The following is a 20,234-nucleotide window of genomic DNA, read 5'->3' on the forward strand; positions in this document are numbered from 1 at the left end:
CGGAAACGGGCGAATCGGCGCCCCTCGGCGGGTCCGGGGCGTGATCGGCGAGACTGCGGGCGTGAGCCTCGCGACCGGGATCCTGCGGCGGGCGCTGCGCCTGCCCGCGCCGCGCACGCCCCGGGTGACGGTCGACCGCGACGTCGCGGTCCCGATGCCCGACGGCGCCGTGCTGCGCCACGACCTCTACCGGCCCGCCGGCGTGCACCGCGGTCCGGTCGTCATCGTGCGCACCCCGTACGGGCGCGCGGGCTGGGTGGGCGTGGTGTTCGGGCGCCTCGTCGCGGAGCGCGGCCTGCAGGTCGTCGTGCAGTCGGTGCGCGGCACGGCCGACTCGCAGGGCGAGCTGTCGCCGTTCGACGAGGCCGACGACGGCGCCGCCACCGTCACCTGGGTGCTCGACCAGCCCTGGTGCGACGGGCGTCTCGGCACCCTCGGCCCGAGCTACCTCGGCCTGACCCAGTGGGCGCTCGCACCGGCCGCGGGTCGCTCGCTGCGCGCGATGGGCACCCTGGTCACCGCGTCGTCGTTCCGCGACCAGACCTACGCCGGCGGCGCGTTCTCGCTGGACAACGCCCTGTCGTGGACCTCGACGATGCGCACGCTCGCCGCCGGGCCGGCCGGGCGCGTGGGGCGGATGCTGCGCGGGCGCCGGGTCCTCGCCGACGCCCTCGACGCCCTGCCCCTGCGCAGCGGCGACCACCACGCCACCGGCGGCCGGGTCGACTGGTACCAGGACTGGCTGCGCGAGTCCGCCCCCGACTCCGCCTACTGGGCGCGCCGCGACTACACCCGCGGCGTCGCCGACGTCGCCCGCGCCGACGTCGCGGTGACGATGCTCGGCGGCTGGCAGGACATCTTCCTGCCCTGGCAGCTCGCCGACCACGCCGCGCTGCGCGCCGCCGGGGCCCGCCCGCGCCTGGTCGTCGGCCCCTGGGTGCACGCGTCCGCGCCGGGCCTGGCGGCGGGCCTGCGCGAGGCGCTCGCCGCGTTCGAGCGCGCCTTCGACGGCACCCACGGCAGCGGCGGCGTGGCCGCGGCGACCACCGAGGAGGCGCCCGTCACGGTCACGCTCTCGGGGGACGGCGGCACCCGGCACCTCACCGACTGGCCGCCGCCGGACGCCACGGACCGCACCTGGTACCTGCGCGCCGACCACTCGCTGTCGGTGCAGCCGCCGCCCGACCGCACCGCGGGCGCCGTGCGCTGGCCCGGCACGCAGGTCGACTACGACCCCGCCGACCCCACGCCCGCGGTCGGCGGCCCGATCCTCACCGGGAAGTCCGGCCCCCGCGACCAGACCGACCTCGAGGCGCGCCCCGACGTCGCCGTGTTCACCTCGGACGTGCTCGCCGAGGACGTCGTCGCCCTCGGGCCCGCGTCGGCGACCGTGCACCTGCGCGCGGCGACCGAGCACCTCGACGTGTTCGTCCGGGTGTGTGACGTCGACCCGCGGGGCCGCTCGGTCAACGTCACCGACGGGCTGGTCCGCCTCGGCCCCGGCGCGCCGGCGACGGCGTCCGACGGCACCCGCGCGGCGACCGTCGAGCTGTGGCCCGCCGGTCACCGCTTCGCCGCCGGCCACCGGCTGCGCCTGCAGGTCAGCGGCGGGGCGCACCCGCGGTTCGCCCGCCACCCGGGCACCGGGGACCCGCTCGGCGAGGCCACCACGCTGGTGCGCCAGCCCCGCGAGGTGCTCCACGACGCCGCGCACCCGACGGCCGTCACGCTCGCCGTGGAGCCACGCCACTGAGTCGGTGAGCGGCCGCGGCCGCCGCGCCTGCGGCGTCGGTCACACCGCCCGTCGGGCGCCACGGACACTTGGTCGACATCACCCCCGTCCGGGGTGGAGCCGCGGGCGTCCTCGCCGATCCTGGACTCATGGCCGTCCTGCCCTCCGAGCGGGTCGGCGCGGCGCCTGGCCCCCGGTCAGGCCGGTCCGCGCCCGCTCCCCACGCCCCGTCCCTGTCCACCCCCGCGTCGCCGTCGGCGGCGTCGGGGGGTGCCGCGCGCCCGCGTCCCGTCCACGGGGTGCGCACCAGCGACGGCGTGCCGCTGCACGTCGAGATCCGGGGCCACCAGGGCCCGGTCGTGGTGCTCAGCCACGGTTTCACCGTGGACTCGCAGGAGTGGGCGCCCCAGATCGCGGCGCTCGCGCACCGCGCGCGGGTGGTCAGCTGGGACCAGCGCGGTCACGGGCGCTCGGGCTGGGGCGACCCGGCGAACGCCACCATCGACCAGCTCGGGCAGGACCTCGCCGCCGTCGTCGACGCCGTGTCCCCGTGCGGGCGGGTCGTGCTCGGCGGGCACTCGATGGGCGGGATGACCGTCCTGTCGCTGGCCCGCCAGCACCCCGAGTGGTTCGGCACCCGCGTCGCCGGGGTGTTCCTCGTCGCCACCTCGGCAGGCGACCTCGTCTCCGAGGGCCTCGCCGGCGCCCTGCACACCGTCGCGCGCCGCGCCGGCGTCCTGCCCGCGGTGCTCGAGGGCGCCCGCCGCGCTGCGCCGTTCGCCGACACCCTGCCGTGGCGCGACTCGACCGTCGGGCGCTGGCTGGTGCGCCGCCTGGCGTTCACGCCGGACGCCACCGACGAGGAGGTGCGCCGCCTGCAGACGGTCACCGAGAGCCTGCCGCTGTCGGTGACCTCGGCGTTCTCCTCGGCGCTGCTCGCCTGCGACGAGTCCGCGTCGCTGCCCGCGCTCACGCGGGTACCGACGACGGTCGTCGCGGCCACCGGCGACCGCCTCACCCCGGCCACCCACGGGCAGCGCATCGCCGAGGCGCTCGGGCCGCGGGCCCGGCTGGTGCTCGTCGAGGACGCCGGGCACGCGGTCAACCAGACCCACCACGAGGTCGTGGACGCCGCGCTGCTCGACCTCGTGGACGGACTGCGCCACCGCTGAGGTGTGACATCCCGTCGGACGGGGCACAGGCGGAGAAGGAACGAAGTCCGGTTCAGACACCAGCCGGGTCAGCTCACACATCACGAGCCCCCTGCCTGGTCCGCGAGACGGTCTAGTGCCCGGGGCCCCGTTTCGGGGGTGACCGATGGCCGGCCGCAGCAGCGATTACGACGAGTACGTACCTCTCCTCCAGGAGTTCGCCGATCTGCCCGAGGGCGATCCGCGCCGCGAGAAGGTGCGCGAGAAGCTCGTCCACGGCTTCCTGCCCGTGGCACGCAACATCGCCCGCCGCTTCGCGCGGCGCGGCGAGCCCACCGACGACCTCGAGCAGGTCGCCTCTCTCGGCCTGCTCCATGCGCTCGACCGGTTCGACCCGGGCCGCGAGCGCGACTTCCTGTCCTACGCCGTCCCGACGATCATGGGCGAGGTGCGGCGCCACTTCCGCGACTCCGCCTGGTCGGTCCGCACGCCGCGCAGCGTCAAGGACCGCTACGTCGCCGTCGGGTCGGCCACCGCGACGCTGTCGCAGAAGCTCGGGCGGGCCCCGACGGCCGGCGAGCTCGCCGAGCACCTGGGCATGAGCCGCGACGAGGTGGCCGAGGCGGTCGCCGCGCACGGCTCGTACCAGCCGGCGTCGCTCGACGAGTCGCTCGGCGAGGGCGACGACTCCGCGCTCGTCGACATCCTCGGCGTCCTCGACACCGAGCTCGACCGCGTCGAGGTCCGCGCGCTGGTCGGCAACCTCGTCCGCGACCTGCCCGAGCGCGAGCGCACGATGCTCGCGCTGCGGTTCGTGCACGAGAAGACCCAGGCCGAGATCGCCGCGGTGCTGTGCATCTCGCAGATGCACGTCTCGCGGCTGCTCTCGCGCACGCTCGCCGCGCTGCGCGAGCAGATCGAGCGGGAGACCGGGGCCGAGGCCGAACGGCTGGTCGCGGTCTGATCCTCGCCCGGCACGGGTAGACGTGCCGGGTGATCGCGATGCCGGCGCGTGCCCGTCGAGGAGTGGTGGCCTGGGCGGGACGCGCCGGCACGCGCCTGCGTGACGGCGCCTGGCGGATCGCCCTGGCGGCGGTCACCGCGACCGCGGCGTGGGTGCTCGCCCAGCTGCTGCTCGGGCAGCCGGCGCCGATCTTCGCCCCGATCGCCGCCGTCGTGTGCCTCACCGACGACCCCGGGGTGCGCGGGCGCCGCGCCCTGCGCCTGCTGGGCGGGGTGTGCGTCGGCGTGGCGGTCGGTGAGATCGCCACGCGCATCACGGGCAGCGGCTGGCTGCAGGTCGGCCTGGCGGTCGCGGCGGGCATGCTCGTCGTCGCCCTCGGCAGCATCAGCTCGCTGACGCTCCTGCAGGCCGGGATCGCCGCCCTGCTCGTCGTGGGGCTCGCGTCGCCGCAGACGGGGTGGACGCGGCTGCTGAGCGCGGTCATCGGCGGGGTGCTGGCGCTGCTCGTCAGCCAGGTCCTGGCCTCCCCGAGCCCCGTGCGCCTGCTGCTCGCCGCGGCGCGCGACGCGCTGCAGGGCCCGGCGTCGGCGCTCGGGGAGGTCGCCGAGGCGCTGCGATCGGGCTCGGCGTCGCGGGCGCAGGACGCCGTCGAGACCGTGCGCGGCGGGCAGGATGCGCTCGCGACGTTCCTGGACACGTCCGGCACGGCGGGGTCGCTGGCCGCCTCGACGGTGCGGGGCCGGCGGGAGCGCGCGCGGGTCTCGGCGCTGCGGCGGCGGCTCGCGGGGATCGAGTACGTGCACGCGAGCACCGTGCTGCTCGCGCGGACCGCGGTGGAGGTGCTGTCGGCGGGCGCGTCGGTGCCGGCGCACCTGACCGGCGGCGTGGAGGAGCTGGCCGCGGCCGTGCGGGCCCTCGCCGCGGACCCGGGCGCCACCGACCCGGACGCCGACGACCCCGACGGCCCGCGCCCGACCCACGAGATCGCCGACGAGCTCGCCGCCACCCGGCCCGGCGGCCTCGCCGACCGCGACGCCCAGCTCGCCGCGCAGCTCCACCAGCTCGCCCTCGACGTCTCCGCGCTCGTCGACCCCGCCCCGGCCCGCACGTGAGCAGTTTCCGGCGCTATAGCGCCGGAAACTGCTCACAACGGGATTGCGGGCTCCGTGGGCCGGACAACTCCCCGGCATGGCGCCCCCACTGCCCGCCCACGAGCTCTCGCCGTGGCACGACCCCGAGCACGCCGAGGAGCCCGACACCTACCCGGCGCTGCGCGGTGACCGGCGGGTCGACGTCGCCGTCGTCGGCGCCGGGATCACCGGGCTGACGACGGCGGTCCTGCTGGCCCGCGAGGGGCTGCACGTCGCGGTGATCGAGGCACGGCGGATCGGGGCCGTCGCCACCGGCAACACCACCGCGAAGATCTCGCTGCTGCAGGGCACGCGGGCCGCGACGCTCGACCAGCGGCACCGTCCCGAGACCGTCGACGCCTACCTCGCGGGCCACCGCGCGGGCTTCGACTGGCTGCTCGACCGGGCCCGGCGCGCCGACTGCGATCTCGAGCGCCGCGCCGCAGTGACGTTTTCGACGGCGGGGCGCGCGTCGGCGGGCGCGGAGGCCGTGCGGCGCGAGGCGGCGGTGCTGCGCCGCGCCGGGCTGCCCGCCGAGCTGGGCACCGAGGTCGGCCTGCCGTTCGGGGTCTCGGAGGCCGTGACGCTCGCCGACCAGGCGCAGTTCGACCCCATGCCCTACCTCGCCGACCTCGCCCAGGAGCTGCACGAGGGCGGCCAGCTCGTCTGCGAGAACACCCGCGTGCGCAGCGTCTCGCTGCTCGGCGCGCCGCGCGTGCGCACCGATGACGGCGAGGTGCGCGCCGAGCGGGTCGTGCTCGCCACCGGGGTGCCGGTGCTCGACCGCGGGCTGTACTTCGCGCGCGTCGAGCCCGCGCGCTCGTACGCCCAGGCGGTGCGGGTGGACGGCGAGCTGCCCCAGGCCATGTACCTCTCCGCCGACGACCCGACGGTCTCGCTGCGCACCGCGATGATCGAGGGCGACCGGCGCCTGCTCACCGGCGGCTTCGGCCACCGCGTCGGGGCGAGCGCGCCGACGTCGTCGCACGAGCAGGCGCTCGCCGACTGGACCGCCCGGCGCTTCCGGGTCCGCGAGATCACGCACCGCTGGTCGGCGCAGGACTACCTGCCCGAGGACGGGCTGCCGTTCGTCGGCCCGATGCGCTGGCAGCCGCGGATCCTCGTGGCGACGGGGTTCGCGAAGTGGGGCATGACGGGCGGCACCGCGGCCGCGCTGGCGCTGCGCGACCACGTCGTCGGCCGGCCGAACCCCTGGTCGCACGCCCTGCGCGCCGACCGGGCACCCACCGCCTCGGCGCTACCGAGCCTGGCCCGGGCTAACGGCGAGGTGGGGCGATACCTGGCGACGGGGTGGGCGCGGCCGCATCTGCCCTCCCGCGAGGCGCTGGCCGAGGGCGAGGGCCGCGTGGAGACCACCTCGCGGGGCAAGATCGCGCGCTGCCGCGTCGGCGGCGTCGAGCACGAGCTCGGCGCGGTGTGCCCGCACCTGGGCGGGATCGTGGCGTGGAACGACGCCGCGGCGAGCTGGGACTGCCCGCTGCACGGCTCGCGGTTCGCCCCCGACGGCGCGGTGCTCGAGGGCCCCGCCACCGCGGGCATGGCGGACCCGCCCGGCCTCGCCCGCGTCGTCACCCCCCGCTCCTGACTCCTGAGCGAGCGATGCGGCATTGCTGGCGTCTCACGCCAGCATCGCCACATCCTCGCTCGCGCGACACGCCGGGATGGGCGTGGTGCGTGGTGTTTCAGCGTGGCGGCCATGCTGACGTTGAACGTCAGGAAAGCCCCCACGATCAGTCGGGTGGCCGGCTCCCGCCGGTGTGTCGAGTGGACCGCCGCGGACGCTGGTCGCGCAGCAGCCTTGTCTCCGGGACGGGACGTCGTCGGGGCGGCGTCCCGCGCAGGTCCTGCGCGGGCTGCGGTTCGGGATCCTCGGCGTCGTCCGGTCGGTGCGGCCCTTCGGGCGGCTCCGTCGAGGAGTCCTCCGCCCGCGCTCGTCGTGTCCACCAGCGACGCACAGCTGCACCTCCTCGCGGTCCGTGGGTTGCCGGTCGTGATGGCTCAGGACGCTACGGAGCACCCTGACGAGGAGGGATGGGGAGAACCACCGGCGTCGTGGGGGAAACCCCCGTACCGCCGCGCGTGATCGTGGCGGCTTTCCTGACGTTGAACGCGAGCGTGGCCGCCACGCTGAAACACCCCGCACCACGCCCACCCCGGCGTGTCGCGCCGGCGAGGATGTGGCGATCCTGGCGTGAGACGCCAGCCATGCCGCATCGCTCGCACGGGGTCACGCGTCCGAGCGTGGTGTCGGGCCGGTCGGGGTCCGGGGCGGGCGGCGGCCCGTGAGGTCGACGACCGCGCGTTGGGCCGCGTTCAGCAACGCTCCCTCGACGCTCCAGCCGGCGCGCACCTCGCCCGAGGAGCCGGGGAGGCGTCGGGCGGCGTCGCGGTGCACCGCGGTCATCAGCTCCAGCGCCGCCGACCCCGGCGGGCTCCGGTCCGAGCGGGGCGACAGCGCGCCCGGGTCGTCGCGGATCTCCTCGAGCGCCTCGCCCAGGTGGTCCAGCAGGTCCGCGAACGATCCGACGAACAGCGGGTCCATCGCGGCGTCCTCGGCGGCGTCCTCGGCGGCGTCCACCACCGCCTCGCACAGGTCGTGCACGTGCGCCGCGACCTCCACGACGGCGTCCGCGGCGGGCACGAGCACCGCGCTGGGCGAGGGCGTCCGCGGGCGCCGGCGCAGCGGGTTGAGCCGCAGGCTCTCGCGCGCCCACGCCACGCTGTCCCGCGCCCGGCGCGCCTCGCCGTCGAGGGCGCGGGCGCGGTGCCGCCAGTCGTGCGCGAGGTCCGAGCGCGCCTCCTGGTCCTCGCGCAACGCGGCGGCCATCCCGCGCAGCAGGTCCGCGAGCCGCGCCGTCACGCCGGTCAGCGCCGCGGCCGCGTCGCGCTGGTACACGGGCGGCAGCACCAGCATGTTGACGACGACGCCGACCGCGGCCCCCACGGCGATCTCGGCGAGCCGCACGACCGCCTCGACCGGCGAGCTCGCCGCCGGGCCGGCTTGGCCGACGAGGATCAGCGCGGTCACCGCCACCCACTGCCCGTGCTCGCCGAACACGCGCAACCGGCCCAGGAGCAGCCCCACGAGCACCACGAGCACCAGCCCGACGACCACCGAGCCCGTGAGCAGCGTGACCCCGAGCGCGAGCAGCACGCCCGTCGCCACCACCGCGAGCTGCTGCCCGGCGTCGCGCACCGACCGGTACACGGTCACCTGCACCACGAGGAACACCGCCGCGTAGGGCGCGAGGAACGGCTGCGGGGCCTGCAGCACCCAGCGGGCGAGCAGCCACGCCGCCCCGGCCGCGGCGGCGGCCTTCGCGGCCTGGACGACGGCCTCGCGTTCGGGACCGCTCGCCCGCCCGGCCCGGGCGAGGAACCACGCCGGACGCAGGACCTGACGGCGTGCCCGGCGAGCGAGCGTGCGCGGAGTAGGCGCCATGGGGCACGGTGTTCCCACCCACGCCGCCGGCGTGAACGAGAGAGCGGCGAGGTGCACCGATGAGCAGCGGGCCCGAGACCGAGGAGGAGCTGCCGACCTCCCTCGAGGACGCCGCCGACCTGCTCTACGGCATCGGGCGCGAGGAGTTCATCCCGGTCCGCGACGCGATGGTCAAGGACGTCCGCAAGGCCGGCGACCGCGAGCTCGCCAAGGAGATCGGCGCGCTGCGCAAGCCGTCGGTGGCCGCGTGGGTCGCCAATCGGCTGGCCCGCGAGTACCCCGAGGAGATCGAGGGGCTCGAGGAGCTCGGCGGGTCGCTGCGCGAGGCGCAGGAGAAGCTCGAGGGCGACGCGCTGCGCCAGCTCTCCCGCCAGCGCCACGGGCTGATCAACGCGCTGGTCGAGCGGGGCCGGCGCATCGCCCGCGAGGAGGCCGTCCGCCTCGGCGACCCCGCGATCCGCGAGCTCGAGCGCACGATCGGCGCCGCGCTCGCCGACCCCGCCGCCGCCCGGGCGCTGGCCGGCGGGCAGCTCGCCGGCGGGATGGAGGCGGGCCCCGGGCTCGGCGACGGCGGGATCAGCGCCGCCCTCGGCGGCCCGGCGTCGGGCGCCCGCTCGGTCCGGCGCGACCGCCCCACCCGCCCGTCCCACCTGCGCCCCGACCGCCGCACGGCCCGCCCGGCCCCGCCCGACGAGCCCGACGAGCCCGACGAGCCCGACGACGAGCACGACGAGGACGACGAGCACGACGAGCACGAGACCGACGACATCCGCGACGACCAGGAGACCCGCGAGCGCGAGGACCGCGAGCGCGCCGAGCAGGAGGAACGCGAGCGCGCCGAGCGCGAGCGCCGGGAGCGCGAGGAGCGCGAGCGCGCCGAGCAGGCCGCCCGGCAGGCCCGTGAGCGCGCCGACGACCTGGCCGAGCAGGCCCGCGAGGCCTCCGAGGCCGCCGACGCCGCCACCGAGGAGGCCGAGGAGGCCGACGCGACCGTGAGCGACTTGCGCGCCCGTCTCGACGCCGCCGAGGAGGCCCGTCGCGCCGCGTGGGACCGCTCCGACACCGCCGGCCGGGAGCGCGACACGCGCCGCCGCGAGGCAGACCGCGCCCGCGAGGACGCCGAGACCGCCGAGCGCCACGCTCACACGCTCGGTGCCCTGACCTGACGCCGGGCCGCCGGACGGGGCAAGCTCCCGCACCATGAGCGCACCGACGGGCGGCACCAGCGGGGAGACCTCGACCGGGCACGCCCCGCCGCTGGTCTACAGGCTGGGTCGCGAGGAGCTGGTGATCCGGCGTCGCTACGAGGTGCTGTCGATCGTCAACGACATCCTCGTCGGTCTGTGGTTCCTCGTCGGGAGCATCCTGTTCTTCTCCGCGGAGACGACCTACGTCGGCACCTGGTTCTTCGTCATCGGCAGCGTCGAGCTGTTGATCCGGCCGGGCATCCGCTTCGCCCGCCGGGTGCACCTGCAGCGCGTGCCGATGGCCGCGGCCGTGCCGACCGATTACGGCCCCGACTTCTGATCACACGAGGTTTCGCCGCCCGCCGCGACGGGTGATGCCTCGCCGGTGACCACCGACCAGGGCGGTGCCGAGGCGGTCGAGGAGGCCGCCGAGCACGCCGTCCACGAGGCCGCCGACCGGACCGTCCACGGCGGCGGCGACGCGCCCAGCCGCCTGGTGGAGATCCTGGGCCGGGCCGGGCTCGTCGCCTACGGCGCGGTGCACCTGCTCGTCGCCGGCCTGGGGCTGCGCCTCGCGTTTGGGGAGGCCCCGTCCGAGGTCGACCAGCAGGGCGCGGTCTCCGCCGTGGCCGCGGTCGGGCCCGCCGGCGTCGTGGTGCTCGTCGTCTTCGTCGCCGGGCTGGTGGCGTTCGCGGCCTGGCAGGTCACCGCCACCGTCGCCGGCTTCCGCTGGGTGTCCGGCGGGGAACGCTTCCGCAAGCGGGTGGGCGCGGCGTCGAAGGCGGTCGCGGTGCTCGCGGTCGCGCTGGTGGCCGCGCGGACCGTCCTCGGGGACCCGGCCAGCGGCCGCGCCGGGCCCCAACGGCTCGTCGCGTCCCTGCTCGACCTGCCCGCCGGCAACCTGCTCGTCGGCGCCGTCGCGATCACGATCCTCGTAGTCGCGGGGACGATGATCTACACGGGCGTCGCGCGGACCTTCATGGGCGACCTCGTCGACGACCTGCCGACCTGGGCGCGGCGCGCCGGGGTCGTGCTCGGCGCGGTCGGCAACGTCGCGCGCGCCCTCGCGTTCGGGGCGGTGGGCGCCCTGTTCGCCGTCGCCGCCCTGCGCGGCGACCCCGAGCGCGTCGGCGGCCTCGACCAGGCGCTGCGCGAGCTCGTGGGGCGCTGGCAGGGCGTGACGCCGCTCGTCGCGATCTCGCTCGGGCTCGCGGCGTTCGGCCTCTACTGCGTGCTCGACGCCCGCTACCGACGCGCCTGCTAGGCGGCCGCGCGCGCCGCGAGCCGGCCGAGACGGCGTTCCGTGGGCCACTTGACGTGCGAGACCCAGCCGAGCTTCTCGAACAGCCAGATCGTGCGTGCGGAGATGTCGAGCTGGCCCCGGCCGACGCCGTGGCGGGCCGACGTCGGGTCGGCGTGGTGCAGGTTGTGCCACGACTCGCCCATGCTGGGGATCGCGAGCAGCCAGACGTTCGTGGAGCGGTCGCGCGCGCCCCACGGACGCTCGCCGACGAGGTGGCAGATCGAGTTCGTGGACCAGGCGACGTGGTGGGTCAGGCCGACGCGCACGAGGCTCGCCCAGAAGAACGCCGTCACCGCGCCCCACCACGACCACGTCACGAGGCCCCCGATGACCGGCGGCGCCGCCAGGCTCAGCACCGTCAGCCACGTGAACGCGCGGTGCACGAAGCGCATGTCCGGGTCCGCGAGGAGGTCCGGGGTGAAGCGCTGCTGGTTCGTCAGCGAGCGATCGAAGATCCAGCCCATGTGGGCGTGCCAGAAGCCGCGCACCAGCGCCGCCGGCGACGTGCCGAACGCCCACGGCGAATGCGGGTCGCCTTCCTTGTCCGCGAACAGGTGGTGACGGCGGTGGTCGGCCACCCAGTGCCGGATCGGGCCCTGCACGGCCATGCTGCCCGCGACCCCGAGCGCGATCCGCAGACCGCGCCGGGCGCGGAAGGCGCCGTGGGTGAAGTAGCGGTGGAACCCGACGGTGACGCCGAGCATCGTCAGCACGTAGAAGCCGGCCGTCAGCCCGACGTCGAGCCAGCTCAGGCCCCAGCCCCACGCGAGCGGCACGGCGGCGAACAGCGCGACGAACGGCACGAACGCGAACAGGTAGACCATCACGTGCGGGGCGATGTGGCGCTCGTGGTCGGAGAGGTCGCCCTGCTTGGAAGCGGACCCGTCGGTGGCGGGCGGCTCGGTGACCGGCGAGGCGGGCGGCTCGGCGGGCAGCTCGGCGGGCGGTGAGGCCGGACCGGACGTCATGCGGGGAAGCTCCCGAGGGGGCGGGCGGTCCTGGGCGACGGGCTCGTCGGCCAGAAGGGGCAGAGGTTGAAACCTGTCCGGTCCCACCCTGACACGGCGTCCGGGACACCGTCGGGCGAGGGCACCGGCCGCCCGACGACCGCCGGGTGGGGTTCGCCCGACGGTCGCCGCGCGCTCACCCGGACGTCGCAGGCGCGGCGCCTCACACGCGCGCCCGTGTGACGAGGTCCTCGTCCTCGTGCAGCTCGGTGATCACCGGCGGGGCCATGTCGCCGCCCGAGGCCGTGTCCTTCTCGATCTCGGCGCGGCAGCGGGCCCGGGCGTCGGCGTCGTCGAACGCGAGCAGGACGAGGACGCGGTCGTCGTCCCCGCGGAAGACGCGGGCGCTGCGGCACTCGCGGGCCGCGTCGGCGTCGGCGAACGCCTGGCGGAAGTACTCGAACCCCTCGGTGGGGAAGTCGGCGAGGGCGTGCGCGGTCATCAGGACCTCCTGCGGTCGGGAACGACCCGGGGTGCCCGACGAGCGCGCACGCCCACTCGTGACTCAGCTCGCCGGCACGCCGTCGTAGCCGGTGACGGCGAGCTCGAGACGTCCGTCGCGCACCCGGGTGCGGAAGGTCGGCTGCGGCGCGGTGGCCGGTCCGTGCACCACCGAGCCCGTGTCGAGGCGGAAGACGCTGCCGTGCCAGGGGCACACGACGCACGGCGGGCCGTCGCCGTTGGTGACCTCGCCCTCGTGCAGCGGCGCGGACGCGTGGGCGCAGCGGTCGGCGAGGGCGTGGACCTGCTCGCCGCGGCGCACGACCAGCACCCCGACGTCTCCGACGATCCGCCGCGCCGGCTCGCCCTCGGGCAGGTCGGCGACGGTGCCGGCGTCGGTCCAGTCGCCCGGCCCGATGTGCGGGTAGCCCTCGGCGTGGTTGGCGCCCATGGCCTGGTGGTAGGCCATGTGCCCGCCCAGCGCGGCGCCCGCCGAGCCGACGGCCAGCGCCGCCCAGCCCCACAGCGCGCCGCGGGTGCTGCGGCCCCGGGCGCGCGCCACCAGCGACGCGACGTAGCCCGCGAGCATCGTGCCGTTGGCCGCCGCGTGCACGACGCCGACGCGCTGCTGCTCCTCGTGGCCGTCGGCGTAGTCCGCCCAGCCCGCCGCGGCGGTGGGCACGGCCGAGACGAGCCCGAGGGCGATGAGCGCGGTCGCCGGTCGGCGGGTGCGCGGCAGGACGTCGAGCACGCCCGCGGACACGAAGCTGCCCAGCGAGAGCTGCGCGAGCATCGGGTGCAGCGGGTGGCCCAGCCACACCCCGTGCAGCGCGTCCTTGACGTCTTGGCGGCGCAGGACCTGGTGGACGGCGTCGCGCAGGGGCGCGGCGACCTTGTCGAGGGCGGGCGATTTCGCGAGGCGGTCGATGTCGTCGAACGGGCGCACGGGGGACCTCCGGGACGTGGTGGTCCGACGGGTGTCGCCGATCACGAGGTCCGGCCAAACCCCGGCGGGCACCCACCACCCGGCAACCGACCGACAGGAGCGCCCCATGAGCACGACCCGCCCCCTCGCCCTCGTCAGCGGAGGGTCCTCGGGCATCGGCTACGAGCTCGCCCGCGAGCTCGCCGAGCGCGGCCACGACGTCGCGATCTCCGGGCAGAGCGACCGCGTCCACGCGTCGGCGACGGAGCTGGGGAAGCTCGGCGTCGACGTCTATCCCTTCCGGGCCGACGCGGCGACCTACGACGGCGTCGAGGGGTTCTGGCGCTCCGTCGCCGGCCTCGGGCGCCCGATCAACGTCGCGTGCCTGAACGTCGGCGTCGGGGTCGGCGGGGCGTCGTTCCTCGAGACCGACCTCGACGCCGAGCTGCGCATGATCGCGATCAACTGCACCGGCACCGTGCACCTCGCCAAGCGCGTCGTGCGCGCCATGCACGAGCAGGGCCCCGACCACGGCGAGCGGCGGATCCTCGTCGTGTCGTCGGTCTCGGCGACCACGCCGACCCCCTACGAGCCCGTCTACGGGCCCACCAAGGCGTTCGGGTTCTCCTTCGCCGAGTCGATCCGCGAGGAGCTCCGCGCCGAGGGCATCACCGTCACCGCGCTGCTGCCCGGGGCGACCGACTCCGCGTTCCACCACAACGCCGGCATGGGCGACACCCGCTTCGGCGACAACAGCTGGAAGAACGACCGGACCGAGGTCGCGCGCCAGGGCATCGACGCCCTGTTCGCGGGCGACGACCACGTCGTCGGCGGCGACGAGGCGACGAAGCAGCAGGTCGTCGACCACCGCTCGATGAGCGAGCCCGAGAAGGCCGCCCGCCAGGGCGCGATGGCGCGGCCGAGCTAGTCGAGGACGTAGGGCGCGAGCTCCGGCTCGGCGAGGACGTGCGGGTAGAGCGCCACCTGCGCCCCGATGCCCGCCGTGTAGGTCGCGACGCGGGCCGGGAAGGTCGCCGGGTCGACGCCCTCGTGGAACGGCGCCAGGCACACCGACCGGTCGACGCGCGACGCGCGCGCCGGGCCGTCGTGGTCGAGCGCGTCGACGACCAGGGCGTACGCGACCGCGTCGAACGAGCCCATCGACAGGTGCTCGGCGACGTGGCCCGGGCAGACGTCGAAGGTCGAGATGTTGGCGCGCCGGCCCTCGCCGGTGGTCAGCTGCGAGCTGGGGCGCGGGCCGAGGTTGGGCACGACGACCTCGTCGGTCGGCGTCCACATCTGCGTGTAGTCGATCCCGGCGAAGGTCTCGGTCCCGGAGTTGAGCGCCGTCGTGAACGCCGAGAGCGTCTGCTGCTGCCAGAACGCCGGTGCGCAGCCCGCGGCCGCGCAGACGGGGTAGGCGTCGAGCGTGCCGTGGTTCGACGGGTCGATGCCGATCACCTCGGCCACGTCCGCGCGGGTGTCCGGCCAGAACCGCAGCGCCCAGCGCCCGATCATGCCGCCCTGGCTGAAGCCGACGATCGCCACGCGCTGCCCGCTGCGCTCGTGCATCGCGCGGATCGCGGCGACGACGTACTCCGCGGAGACCTGGATGTCGCTCATCGCGTGGTTCGGCAGGGTGACCGTGCAGTACGGGCGGCCGGCGGCGGCGAACGCCCGCTCGTAGTTCCAGGAGAAGTTCTCCTCGGCGGTCAGCGTCGTGCCCGGGATCAGCAGCACCGGCGGGCGCGCCGCGTCGTCGACGTCGTCCGTGCAGTCCAGCGCGTCCGCGGCGTCGGTGATCCGCAGCGCCGGACCGGGGCGGTCCAGTGGCGCGTACGCGCGCTCGGGCCGGGGGATCGGCAGGGGCAGCTGCGGGCCCGGGTCCGCCAGGGCCGGGACACCCGGCGCGACCAGCGCCAGCACGATGGCCGCGGCCACACCCCAGACGCGCATCGCCGTCCTCCCCGTCGGTACACCCGGACGGAGCAACGACGGCGAGCGTCCCGGGTCACGCCCCGTCCGCGGCCGGGACCGGGGTGACGACGCTGAGCGGGCGGCGCCGGGCCGACGGCGCGCCGAGGGCCCGGGAGATGCCGCGGGCCGCCGCGCGCACGGCCGGGACGATCGTGCGCGGCTCGGCGCCCGCGCTCGGCACGACGACCGACAGCGACGCGACGACCTGCTCGTCCTCGCCGCGCACCGGGGCGGCGACCGAGAGCGAGAGCAGGTCGACCATCCCGTCGCACACCGCCACGCCCTCGCGGCGCACGGCGGCGAGCGCGCGGCGCAGGCTCCCCGAGTCGGTGATCGTGCGCGGGGTGAGCGCCGGGAGCGGCCCGGCGAGCACGTCCTCCTGCACCGCCGGCGGCGAGAAGGCGAGCAGGACCTGCCCGACCCCGGTGGCGTGCAGCGGCATCCGCCCGCCGACGCGGCTGAACACGCGGACCGCCTCGGGGTGCGCGAGCCGCTCGACGTAGACGACCTCGTGGCCGTCGCGCACCGCGAGCTGGACGTTCTGCCGCGTCGCCTCGTAGAGGTCCTCGAGGTAGGGCATGGCGCGTTCCCGCAGGCCCAGGCTGCGCGGGGCGAGCGCGCCGACCTCCCAGAGGCGCAGGCCGATCCGGTAGCGCCCGTCCTCGCCGCGCTCGAGCGCACCCCACGCGGCGAGCTCGCCGACGAGCCGGTGCGCGGTCGAGAGCGGCAGCCCGGCGCCCCGCGCGATGCCCGAGAGCGTCAGCGCCTCGGCGCCCGGGCCGAACGCGGACAGGATCCCGAGCACGCGCTCGGTCACCGACGGCCCGCTCTGGCCGCCCCGCGCTGGGCTCACCGTGGCTCCTTCTGCTCACCGGAAGCTCGATTCTGGCACGGCGGGCGGAGCAGGCACCCTGGCGCGGGTGAGCGCACCCCAGGAGCCTGCGACGCAGCAGGAGGTCTCCGCCGAGATCGCCGTCGCTGCCGGCGCCCCCTCGCTCCCCGCCGGCCACCCCGACCGGGCCTACGGGCCGTACCGCAGCACCGCGCTGCGGGCTCCGCAGCAGCCCCTGGTGGTCTCGCCGCCGAGTCTGACCGAGCTCGCGGCGCCGGTGTTCGGCGCGCGCGACGTCGCCCCGATCGAGTCCGACCTGACCCGCCACCACGCCGGGGAGCCGCTCGGGGAGCGGATCATCGTCACCGGCCGCGTGCTCGACGGCGACGGTCGGCCGGTCCGCAACCAGCTCCTCGAGATCTGGCAGGCCAACGCCTCGGGGCGCTACCGCCACGACGGCGACCAGCACCCGGCCCCGCTCGACCCGAACTTCACCGGCGGCGGGCGCGCGCTCACCGACGACGACGGCCGCTACCGCTTCGTGACGATCAAGCCGGGCGCGTACCCGTGGCGCAACCACACCAACGCCTGGCGCCCCGCGCACATCCACTTCTCGCTGTTCGGCACGGCGTTCACCCAGCGCCTGGTGACGCAGATGTACTTCCCCGGCGACCCGCTGTTCGGCCTCGACCCGATCTTCCAGTCGGTCACCGACGAGAAGGCCCAGCAGCGCCTGGTCGCGGCCTACGACCACGACGTCACCCGGCCCGAGTGGGCCCTCGGCTACACCTGGGACATCGTGCTCGACGGCGCGCACGCCACCCCGCCGGACACCGACCAGGAAGGCGGAGCCTGATGCTCGACCTCACGCCCTCCCAGACGGTGGGGCCGTTCTTCGCGTTCGGTCTGCCCTTCGACGGCGGCGGCGACGTGGTCCCGACCGGCACGCCCGGCGCGATCACGCTCTACGGCACCGTCCGCGACGGCGCCGGCGCCCCGGTGCCCGACGCGCTGCTCGAGTTCTGGCAGGCCGGTCCCGACGGGCGCCTGCCCACCCGCTCCGGGTCGCTGCACCGCGACGGGCGCAGCTTCACCGGGTTCGCCCGCGTGCCGACCGACCGCGCCGGCGACTACCACCTGCGCACCCTGCGCCCCGCCGCCCCGGCCGGCTCGCCGCACGCCCCGCACCTCGCGGTCACCGTGTTCGCGCGCGGCCTGCTGCACCACCTGTTCACCCGCGTCTACTTCCCGAACCACGTGGACGCGAACGCCGCCGACCCGCTGCTCTCGTCCCTGGACGACGCGCGTCGCGCCACGCTGGTCGCGGTGCCCGACGGCGGCCCGACCGGCCCCGGCTACCGGTTCGACGTCCGCATGCAGGGCCCCGGCGAGACGGTCTTCCTCGACCTGTCCACGCACGGCCTCGCCCAGCCGCCGGCCGCCACGACCGAGACGCCGGCGTGAGCACCCCGGTCCCCGCACGCACCCAGGTCGCGATCGTCGGCGGCGGTCCGGCCGGCCTGATGCTGTCGCACCTCCTGCGCCTGCGCGGGGTCGACGCGGTGGTGCTCGAGTCGCGGCCGCGCGAGCGCGTCGAGACCCGCCAGCGCGCCGGCATCCTCGAGCACGGCACCGTCGACGCCCTGCGCGAGGTCGGCGCCGACGCCCGCATGGACGAGATCGGCATGCCGCACGACGGCTTCGAGCTGCGGTTCGCCGGGCGCAGCGTCCGGGTCGACATGCAGGAGCTCACCGGCCGCCACGTCATGATCTGGGCGCAGACCGAGGTCACCAAGGACCTCATCGCGCTGCGTCTGGAGCAGGGCGAGCCGCTGCTGTTCGACGCCGAGGTGCTGGAGGTCTGCGACGTCGAGACCGACAGCCCGTCGGTGCGCTACCGCCACGACGGTGCCGAGCACGTGCTGCACGCCGACGTCGTCGTCGGCGCCGACGGGTCGTACGGGCCGTCGCGCCGCGCCATCCCCGAGCACCTCGTGCGCCGCTTCGAGCGGATCTACCCGTACTCGTGGCTGGGGATCCTCGCCGACGTCGCGCCCTCGTCCCACGAGCTGATCTACGCCCGCGGGCGCACCGGGTTCGCGCTCGCCTCCATGCGCTCGCCGTCGGTGACCCGCGCCTACATCCAGGTCCCGAACGGCACCGACCCCGCGTCGTGGGGCGACGAGGCGATCTGGGACGAGCTCTCGGCGCGCTTCGCCCTGGACGACGGGTCGTTCACGCTGGCGCGGGGACCGATCAGCGACAAGTCCGTGACGCCCATGCGCAGCATGGTCACCGAGCCGATGCGCCACGGGCGGCTCTTCCTCGCCGGCGACGCGGCGCACATCGTGCCGCCGACCGGGGCCAAGGGCCTCAACCTCGCCGTCGCCGACGTGCGGGTGCTGGCCGAGGCGCTGGGCGAGTGGTTCGCGACCAAGGACGAGCGCCTCGTCGACGCCTACTCCGAGACCGCGCTGCGCCGCGTCTGGAGGGCCTCGCACTTCTCCTGGACGATGACCACGATGCTGCACGTCGACCCCGACGGCGACCCGTTCGACGAGCAGCTCGCCCTGTCGCACCTGCACCACATCGAGACCTCGGAGTCCGCACGCCGCGCGCTGGCGGAGAACTACCGGGGCCTCGCGCTGGGGGACGTGTAGCGCCCTAGGCTGCGCCTCCCGACGATCTCCAGACCCGGGGGTACCGCATGGGCGAGCGGCTGATCTTCCAGCTGGGCACCAACAACTGGCAGCGCGACGGGGAGTTCGCCCCCGGCTCGGGGATCCTCCACGAGGCCCACCACCGCGCCTACAACGAGCTGCCCGGGGTGCGCTGCTACTCGATCTATCCCTCGCGGGTCCAGCGCACCCGCCCGGGCGAGGACGACGTGCGGGTGTTCGCGCTCGACCACGACATCCCCATCTGCGAGTCGATCTCGCCGGTCAGCAGCTACCGCTGGCACGCGATGCCGCCCGAGGAGGTCGAGGCCTACCGGGCCCGCCTGACCGCCGAGGTCACCGCCTTCATCGACGACGTCGAGGCCGCCACCGGCGAGGAGTTCTCCCTTCTCATCGCCCACCACGCCTTCATGAACGCGGTGGTGATGCGCGACGTCGTCCGCGCGCGGGTCGCCGCGGGCCGCCCGCGCCTGCCGCTGCTCGACTTCGCGCACGGCACCGAGCTCAAGATGTACGTCCAGGAGCAGCGCGGCGACAACCCCGCCGAGTTCCCGTGGCGGTTCCTGCCGTTCATCCAGCAGGAGAAGATCTTCGACTGGTCCGCGGGCCCGGAGCACGGCGTCGACGTCGTCGCCGCGATCTCCTCCGAGCAGGTCGACGCGTTCTCCTCGGTGTTCCCGGAGTTCCCGCGCGAGCGGATCGTGCTCTCGCACAACGGCTACAACCAGCAGGTCTTCCACCCCGCGCCGGAGACCTACGCCGACCGCGAGCGGGTGCTCGCGGGCTTCACGACGCAGCCGCCCCCCGGCGGTGACCGGACGCCGGAGGCGGTCGCGCCCGAGGGCGGGTTCGACGCCGTCGTCGCGTTCGTCGGCAAGTTCGCCGACTGGAAGCGCCTCGACGCGCTGCTGCGCGCGGCCGCGGTCTACGAGCGCAGGCAGCGGCGCGTGCTGACCCTCGTCGCCGGCTCCGGGCCGGTCGAGGAGCAGGTGAAGATGCACGACCTCGCCGCCGAGCTCGGCCTCGAGCGGACCTACTTCCTCGGCCCGCGCCCGCAGGACGAGCTCGCGACGATCTTCGCCTGCGCCGACGTCGGGGTCTTCCCGTCCTACCGGGAGCCGTTCGGGCTGGTGTTCCTCGAGTGCATGGCGTGCGGGACGCCCGTGATCGGCGCCGACTCCGGCGGGCCGCGGGACTTCGTCACCGACGAGGTCGGCGTGCTCGTGCCCGAGACCGACGACCGGCAGGCGCTCGCCGACTCGCTCGCCGCCGCCGTCGAGCGCTCGTTCGCCGAGGGCTGGAAGGACGCCAAGGGGCCGGAGGCGGCGCGCTACGCGCGCGACGGGTTCAGCGTCGTCAAGCAGGTCTCGGATCTGCTGGCCGAGGTGGACCGGCTGACCGCGGGCTGACCGGAGGTCGGCGTGGGTGGAGCGAGGGACGCCCT

General features: G+C 75.8%; 19 protein-coding genes. 13 read left to right on the top strand and 6 right to left on the bottom strand.

The window, feature by feature from the left end; genetic code table 11:
• Positions 1-61: 61 nt before the first annotated feature.
• The 5 genes from WCD58_RS07445 to WCD58_RS07465 all read left to right on the top strand — a co-directional run bounded on the left by WCD58_RS07445 (position 62) and on the right by WCD58_RS07465 (position 6,583).
• Positions 62-1,753: a CocE/NonD family hydrolase gene (locus WCD58_RS07445; RefSeq protein ID WP_337701167.1), complete on the top strand. Its 1,692-nt coding sequence runs from the start codon at positions 62-64 to the stop codon at positions 1,751-1,753.
• Positions 1,754-2,031: 278 nt separating this feature from the next.
• A complete protein-coding gene (locus WCD58_RS07450; RefSeq protein WP_337701170.1) occupies positions 2,032-2,904 on the top strand; it encodes an alpha/beta fold hydrolase in 873 nt (290 codons plus the stop codon).
• Positions 2,905-3,049: 145 nt separating this feature from the next.
• A complete protein-coding gene (locus WCD58_RS07455; protein ID WP_337701172.1) occupies positions 3,050-3,847 on the top strand; it encodes a SigB/SigF/SigG family RNA polymerase sigma factor in 798 nt (265 codons plus the stop codon).
• A 65-nt stretch (positions 3,848-3,912) separates the two neighbouring features.
• On the top strand, positions 3,913-4,959 hold the full coding sequence (locus WCD58_RS07460; RefSeq protein WP_337701174.1) for an FUSC family protein: 1,047 nt from the start codon (positions 3,913-3,915) through the stop codon (positions 4,957-4,959).
• Positions 4,960-5,035: 76 nt separating this feature from the next.
• Positions 5,036-6,583, top strand: coding sequence for an FAD-dependent oxidoreductase (locus tag WCD58_RS07465; RefSeq protein WP_337701176.1), 1,548 nt, complete (start codon positions 5,036-5,038; stop codon positions 6,581-6,583).
• Positions 6,584-7,225: 642 nt separating this feature from the next.
• On the opposite strand, the gene WCD58_RS07470 is transcribed toward WCD58_RS07465, so the two are convergent.
• Positions 7,226-8,440, bottom strand: coding sequence for an aromatic acid exporter family protein (locus WCD58_RS07470; protein WP_337701178.1), 1,215 nt, complete (start codon positions 8,438-8,440; stop codon positions 7,226-7,228).
• Between the two features lie 59 nt (positions 8,441-8,499).
• On the opposite strand from WCD58_RS07470, the gene WCD58_RS07475 reads away from it, so the two are divergent.
• Genes WCD58_RS07475 through WCD58_RS07485 form a run of 3 tightly spaced genes read left to right on the top strand, consistent with a single transcriptional unit; the run spans position 8,500 to position 10,891 of the window.
• A complete protein-coding gene (locus tag WCD58_RS07475) occupies positions 8,500-9,606 on the top strand; it encodes a hypothetical protein (RefSeq protein WP_337701180.1) in 1,107 nt (368 codons plus the stop codon).
• Positions 9,607-9,640: 34 nt separating this feature from the next.
• A complete protein-coding gene (locus tag WCD58_RS07480) occupies positions 9,641-9,967 on the top strand; it encodes a YrhK family protein (RefSeq protein WP_337701182.1) in 327 nt (108 codons plus the stop codon).
• 45 nt (positions 9,968-10,012) lie between these two features.
• Positions 10,013-10,891, top strand: coding sequence for a DUF1206 domain-containing protein (locus WCD58_RS07485; RefSeq protein ID WP_337701184.1), 879 nt, complete (start codon positions 10,013-10,015; stop codon positions 10,889-10,891).
• Here the strand turns inward: WCD58_RS07485 and WCD58_RS07490 are convergent.
• The 3 genes from WCD58_RS07490 to WCD58_RS07500 form a co-directional block, all read right to left on the bottom strand.
• Positions 10,888-11,898, bottom strand: a complete 1,011-nt coding sequence (locus WCD58_RS07490) for an acyl-CoA desaturase (RefSeq protein ID WP_337701186.1) — start codon at positions 11,896-11,898, stop codon at positions 10,888-10,890. The two genes, WCD58_RS07485 and WCD58_RS07490, sit on opposite strands and share 4 nt — an antisense overlap.
• 202 nt (positions 11,899-12,100) lie before the next feature.
• On the bottom strand, positions 12,101-12,379 hold the full coding sequence (locus WCD58_RS07495) for a hypothetical protein (protein WP_337701188.1): 279 nt from the start codon (positions 12,377-12,379) through the stop codon (positions 12,101-12,103).
• 63 nt (positions 12,380-12,442) lie between these two features.
• Positions 12,443-13,324: a Rieske (2Fe-2S) protein gene (locus WCD58_RS07500; RefSeq protein ID WP_337701190.1), complete on the bottom strand. Its 882-nt coding sequence runs from the start codon at positions 13,322-13,324 to the stop codon at positions 12,443-12,445.
• A gap of 106 nt (positions 13,325-13,430) precedes the next feature.
• Here WCD58_RS07500 and WCD58_RS07505 point away from each other — a divergent pair, with 106 nt between their 5' ends.
• Positions 13,431-14,231, top strand: a complete 801-nt coding sequence (locus WCD58_RS07505; protein WP_337701192.1) for an SDR family NAD(P)-dependent oxidoreductase — start codon at positions 13,431-13,433, stop codon at positions 14,229-14,231.
• Here WCD58_RS07505 and WCD58_RS07510 read toward each other — a convergent pair.
• A complete protein-coding gene (locus WCD58_RS07510) occupies positions 14,228-15,259 on the bottom strand; it encodes an esterase/lipase family protein (RefSeq protein ID WP_337701194.1) in 1,032 nt (343 codons plus the stop codon). The two genes, WCD58_RS07505 and WCD58_RS07510, sit on opposite strands and share 4 nt — an antisense overlap.
• A gap of 55 nt (positions 15,260-15,314) precedes the next feature.
• A complete protein-coding gene (locus WCD58_RS07515) occupies positions 15,315-16,133 on the bottom strand; it encodes an IclR family transcriptional regulator (protein WP_337701196.1) in 819 nt (272 codons plus the stop codon).
• Positions 16,134-16,200: 67 nt separating this feature from the next.
• On the opposite strand from WCD58_RS07515, the gene pcaH reads away from it, so the two are divergent.
• Genes pcaH through WCD58_RS07535 form a run of 4 tightly spaced genes read left to right on the top strand, consistent with a single transcriptional unit; the run spans position 16,201 to position 20,199 of the window.
• Entirely contained in the window at positions 16,201-16,968 is a 768-nt protein-coding gene (gene pcaH / locus WCD58_RS07520; protein ID WP_373696195.1) for a protocatechuate 3,4-dioxygenase subunit beta, read from the top strand.
• On the top strand, positions 16,968-17,576 hold the full coding sequence (gene pcaG, locus WCD58_RS07525; protein WP_337701198.1) for a protocatechuate 3,4-dioxygenase subunit alpha: 609 nt from the start codon (positions 16,968-16,970) through the stop codon (positions 17,574-17,576). The genes pcaH and pcaG overlap by 1 nt, the downstream gene beginning before the upstream one ends.
• Positions 17,573-18,772: a 4-hydroxybenzoate 3-monooxygenase gene (locus tag WCD58_RS07530; protein ID WP_337701200.1), complete on the top strand. Its 1,200-nt coding sequence runs from the start codon at positions 17,573-17,575 to the stop codon at positions 18,770-18,772. The genes pcaG and WCD58_RS07530 overlap by 4 nt, the downstream gene beginning before the upstream one ends.
• Before the next feature lie 47 nt (positions 18,773-18,819).
• On the top strand, positions 18,820-20,199 hold the full coding sequence (locus tag WCD58_RS07535; RefSeq protein ID WP_337701201.1) for a glycosyltransferase: 1,380 nt from the start codon (positions 18,820-18,822) through the stop codon (positions 20,197-20,199).
• The last annotated feature ends 35 nt before the right edge of the window (positions 20,200-20,234 follow it).

Source organism: Actinomycetospora flava (assembly GCF_037400335.1).
Lineage (GTDB): Bacteria > Actinomycetota > Actinomycetes > Mycobacteriales > Pseudonocardiaceae > Actinomycetospora > Actinomycetospora flava.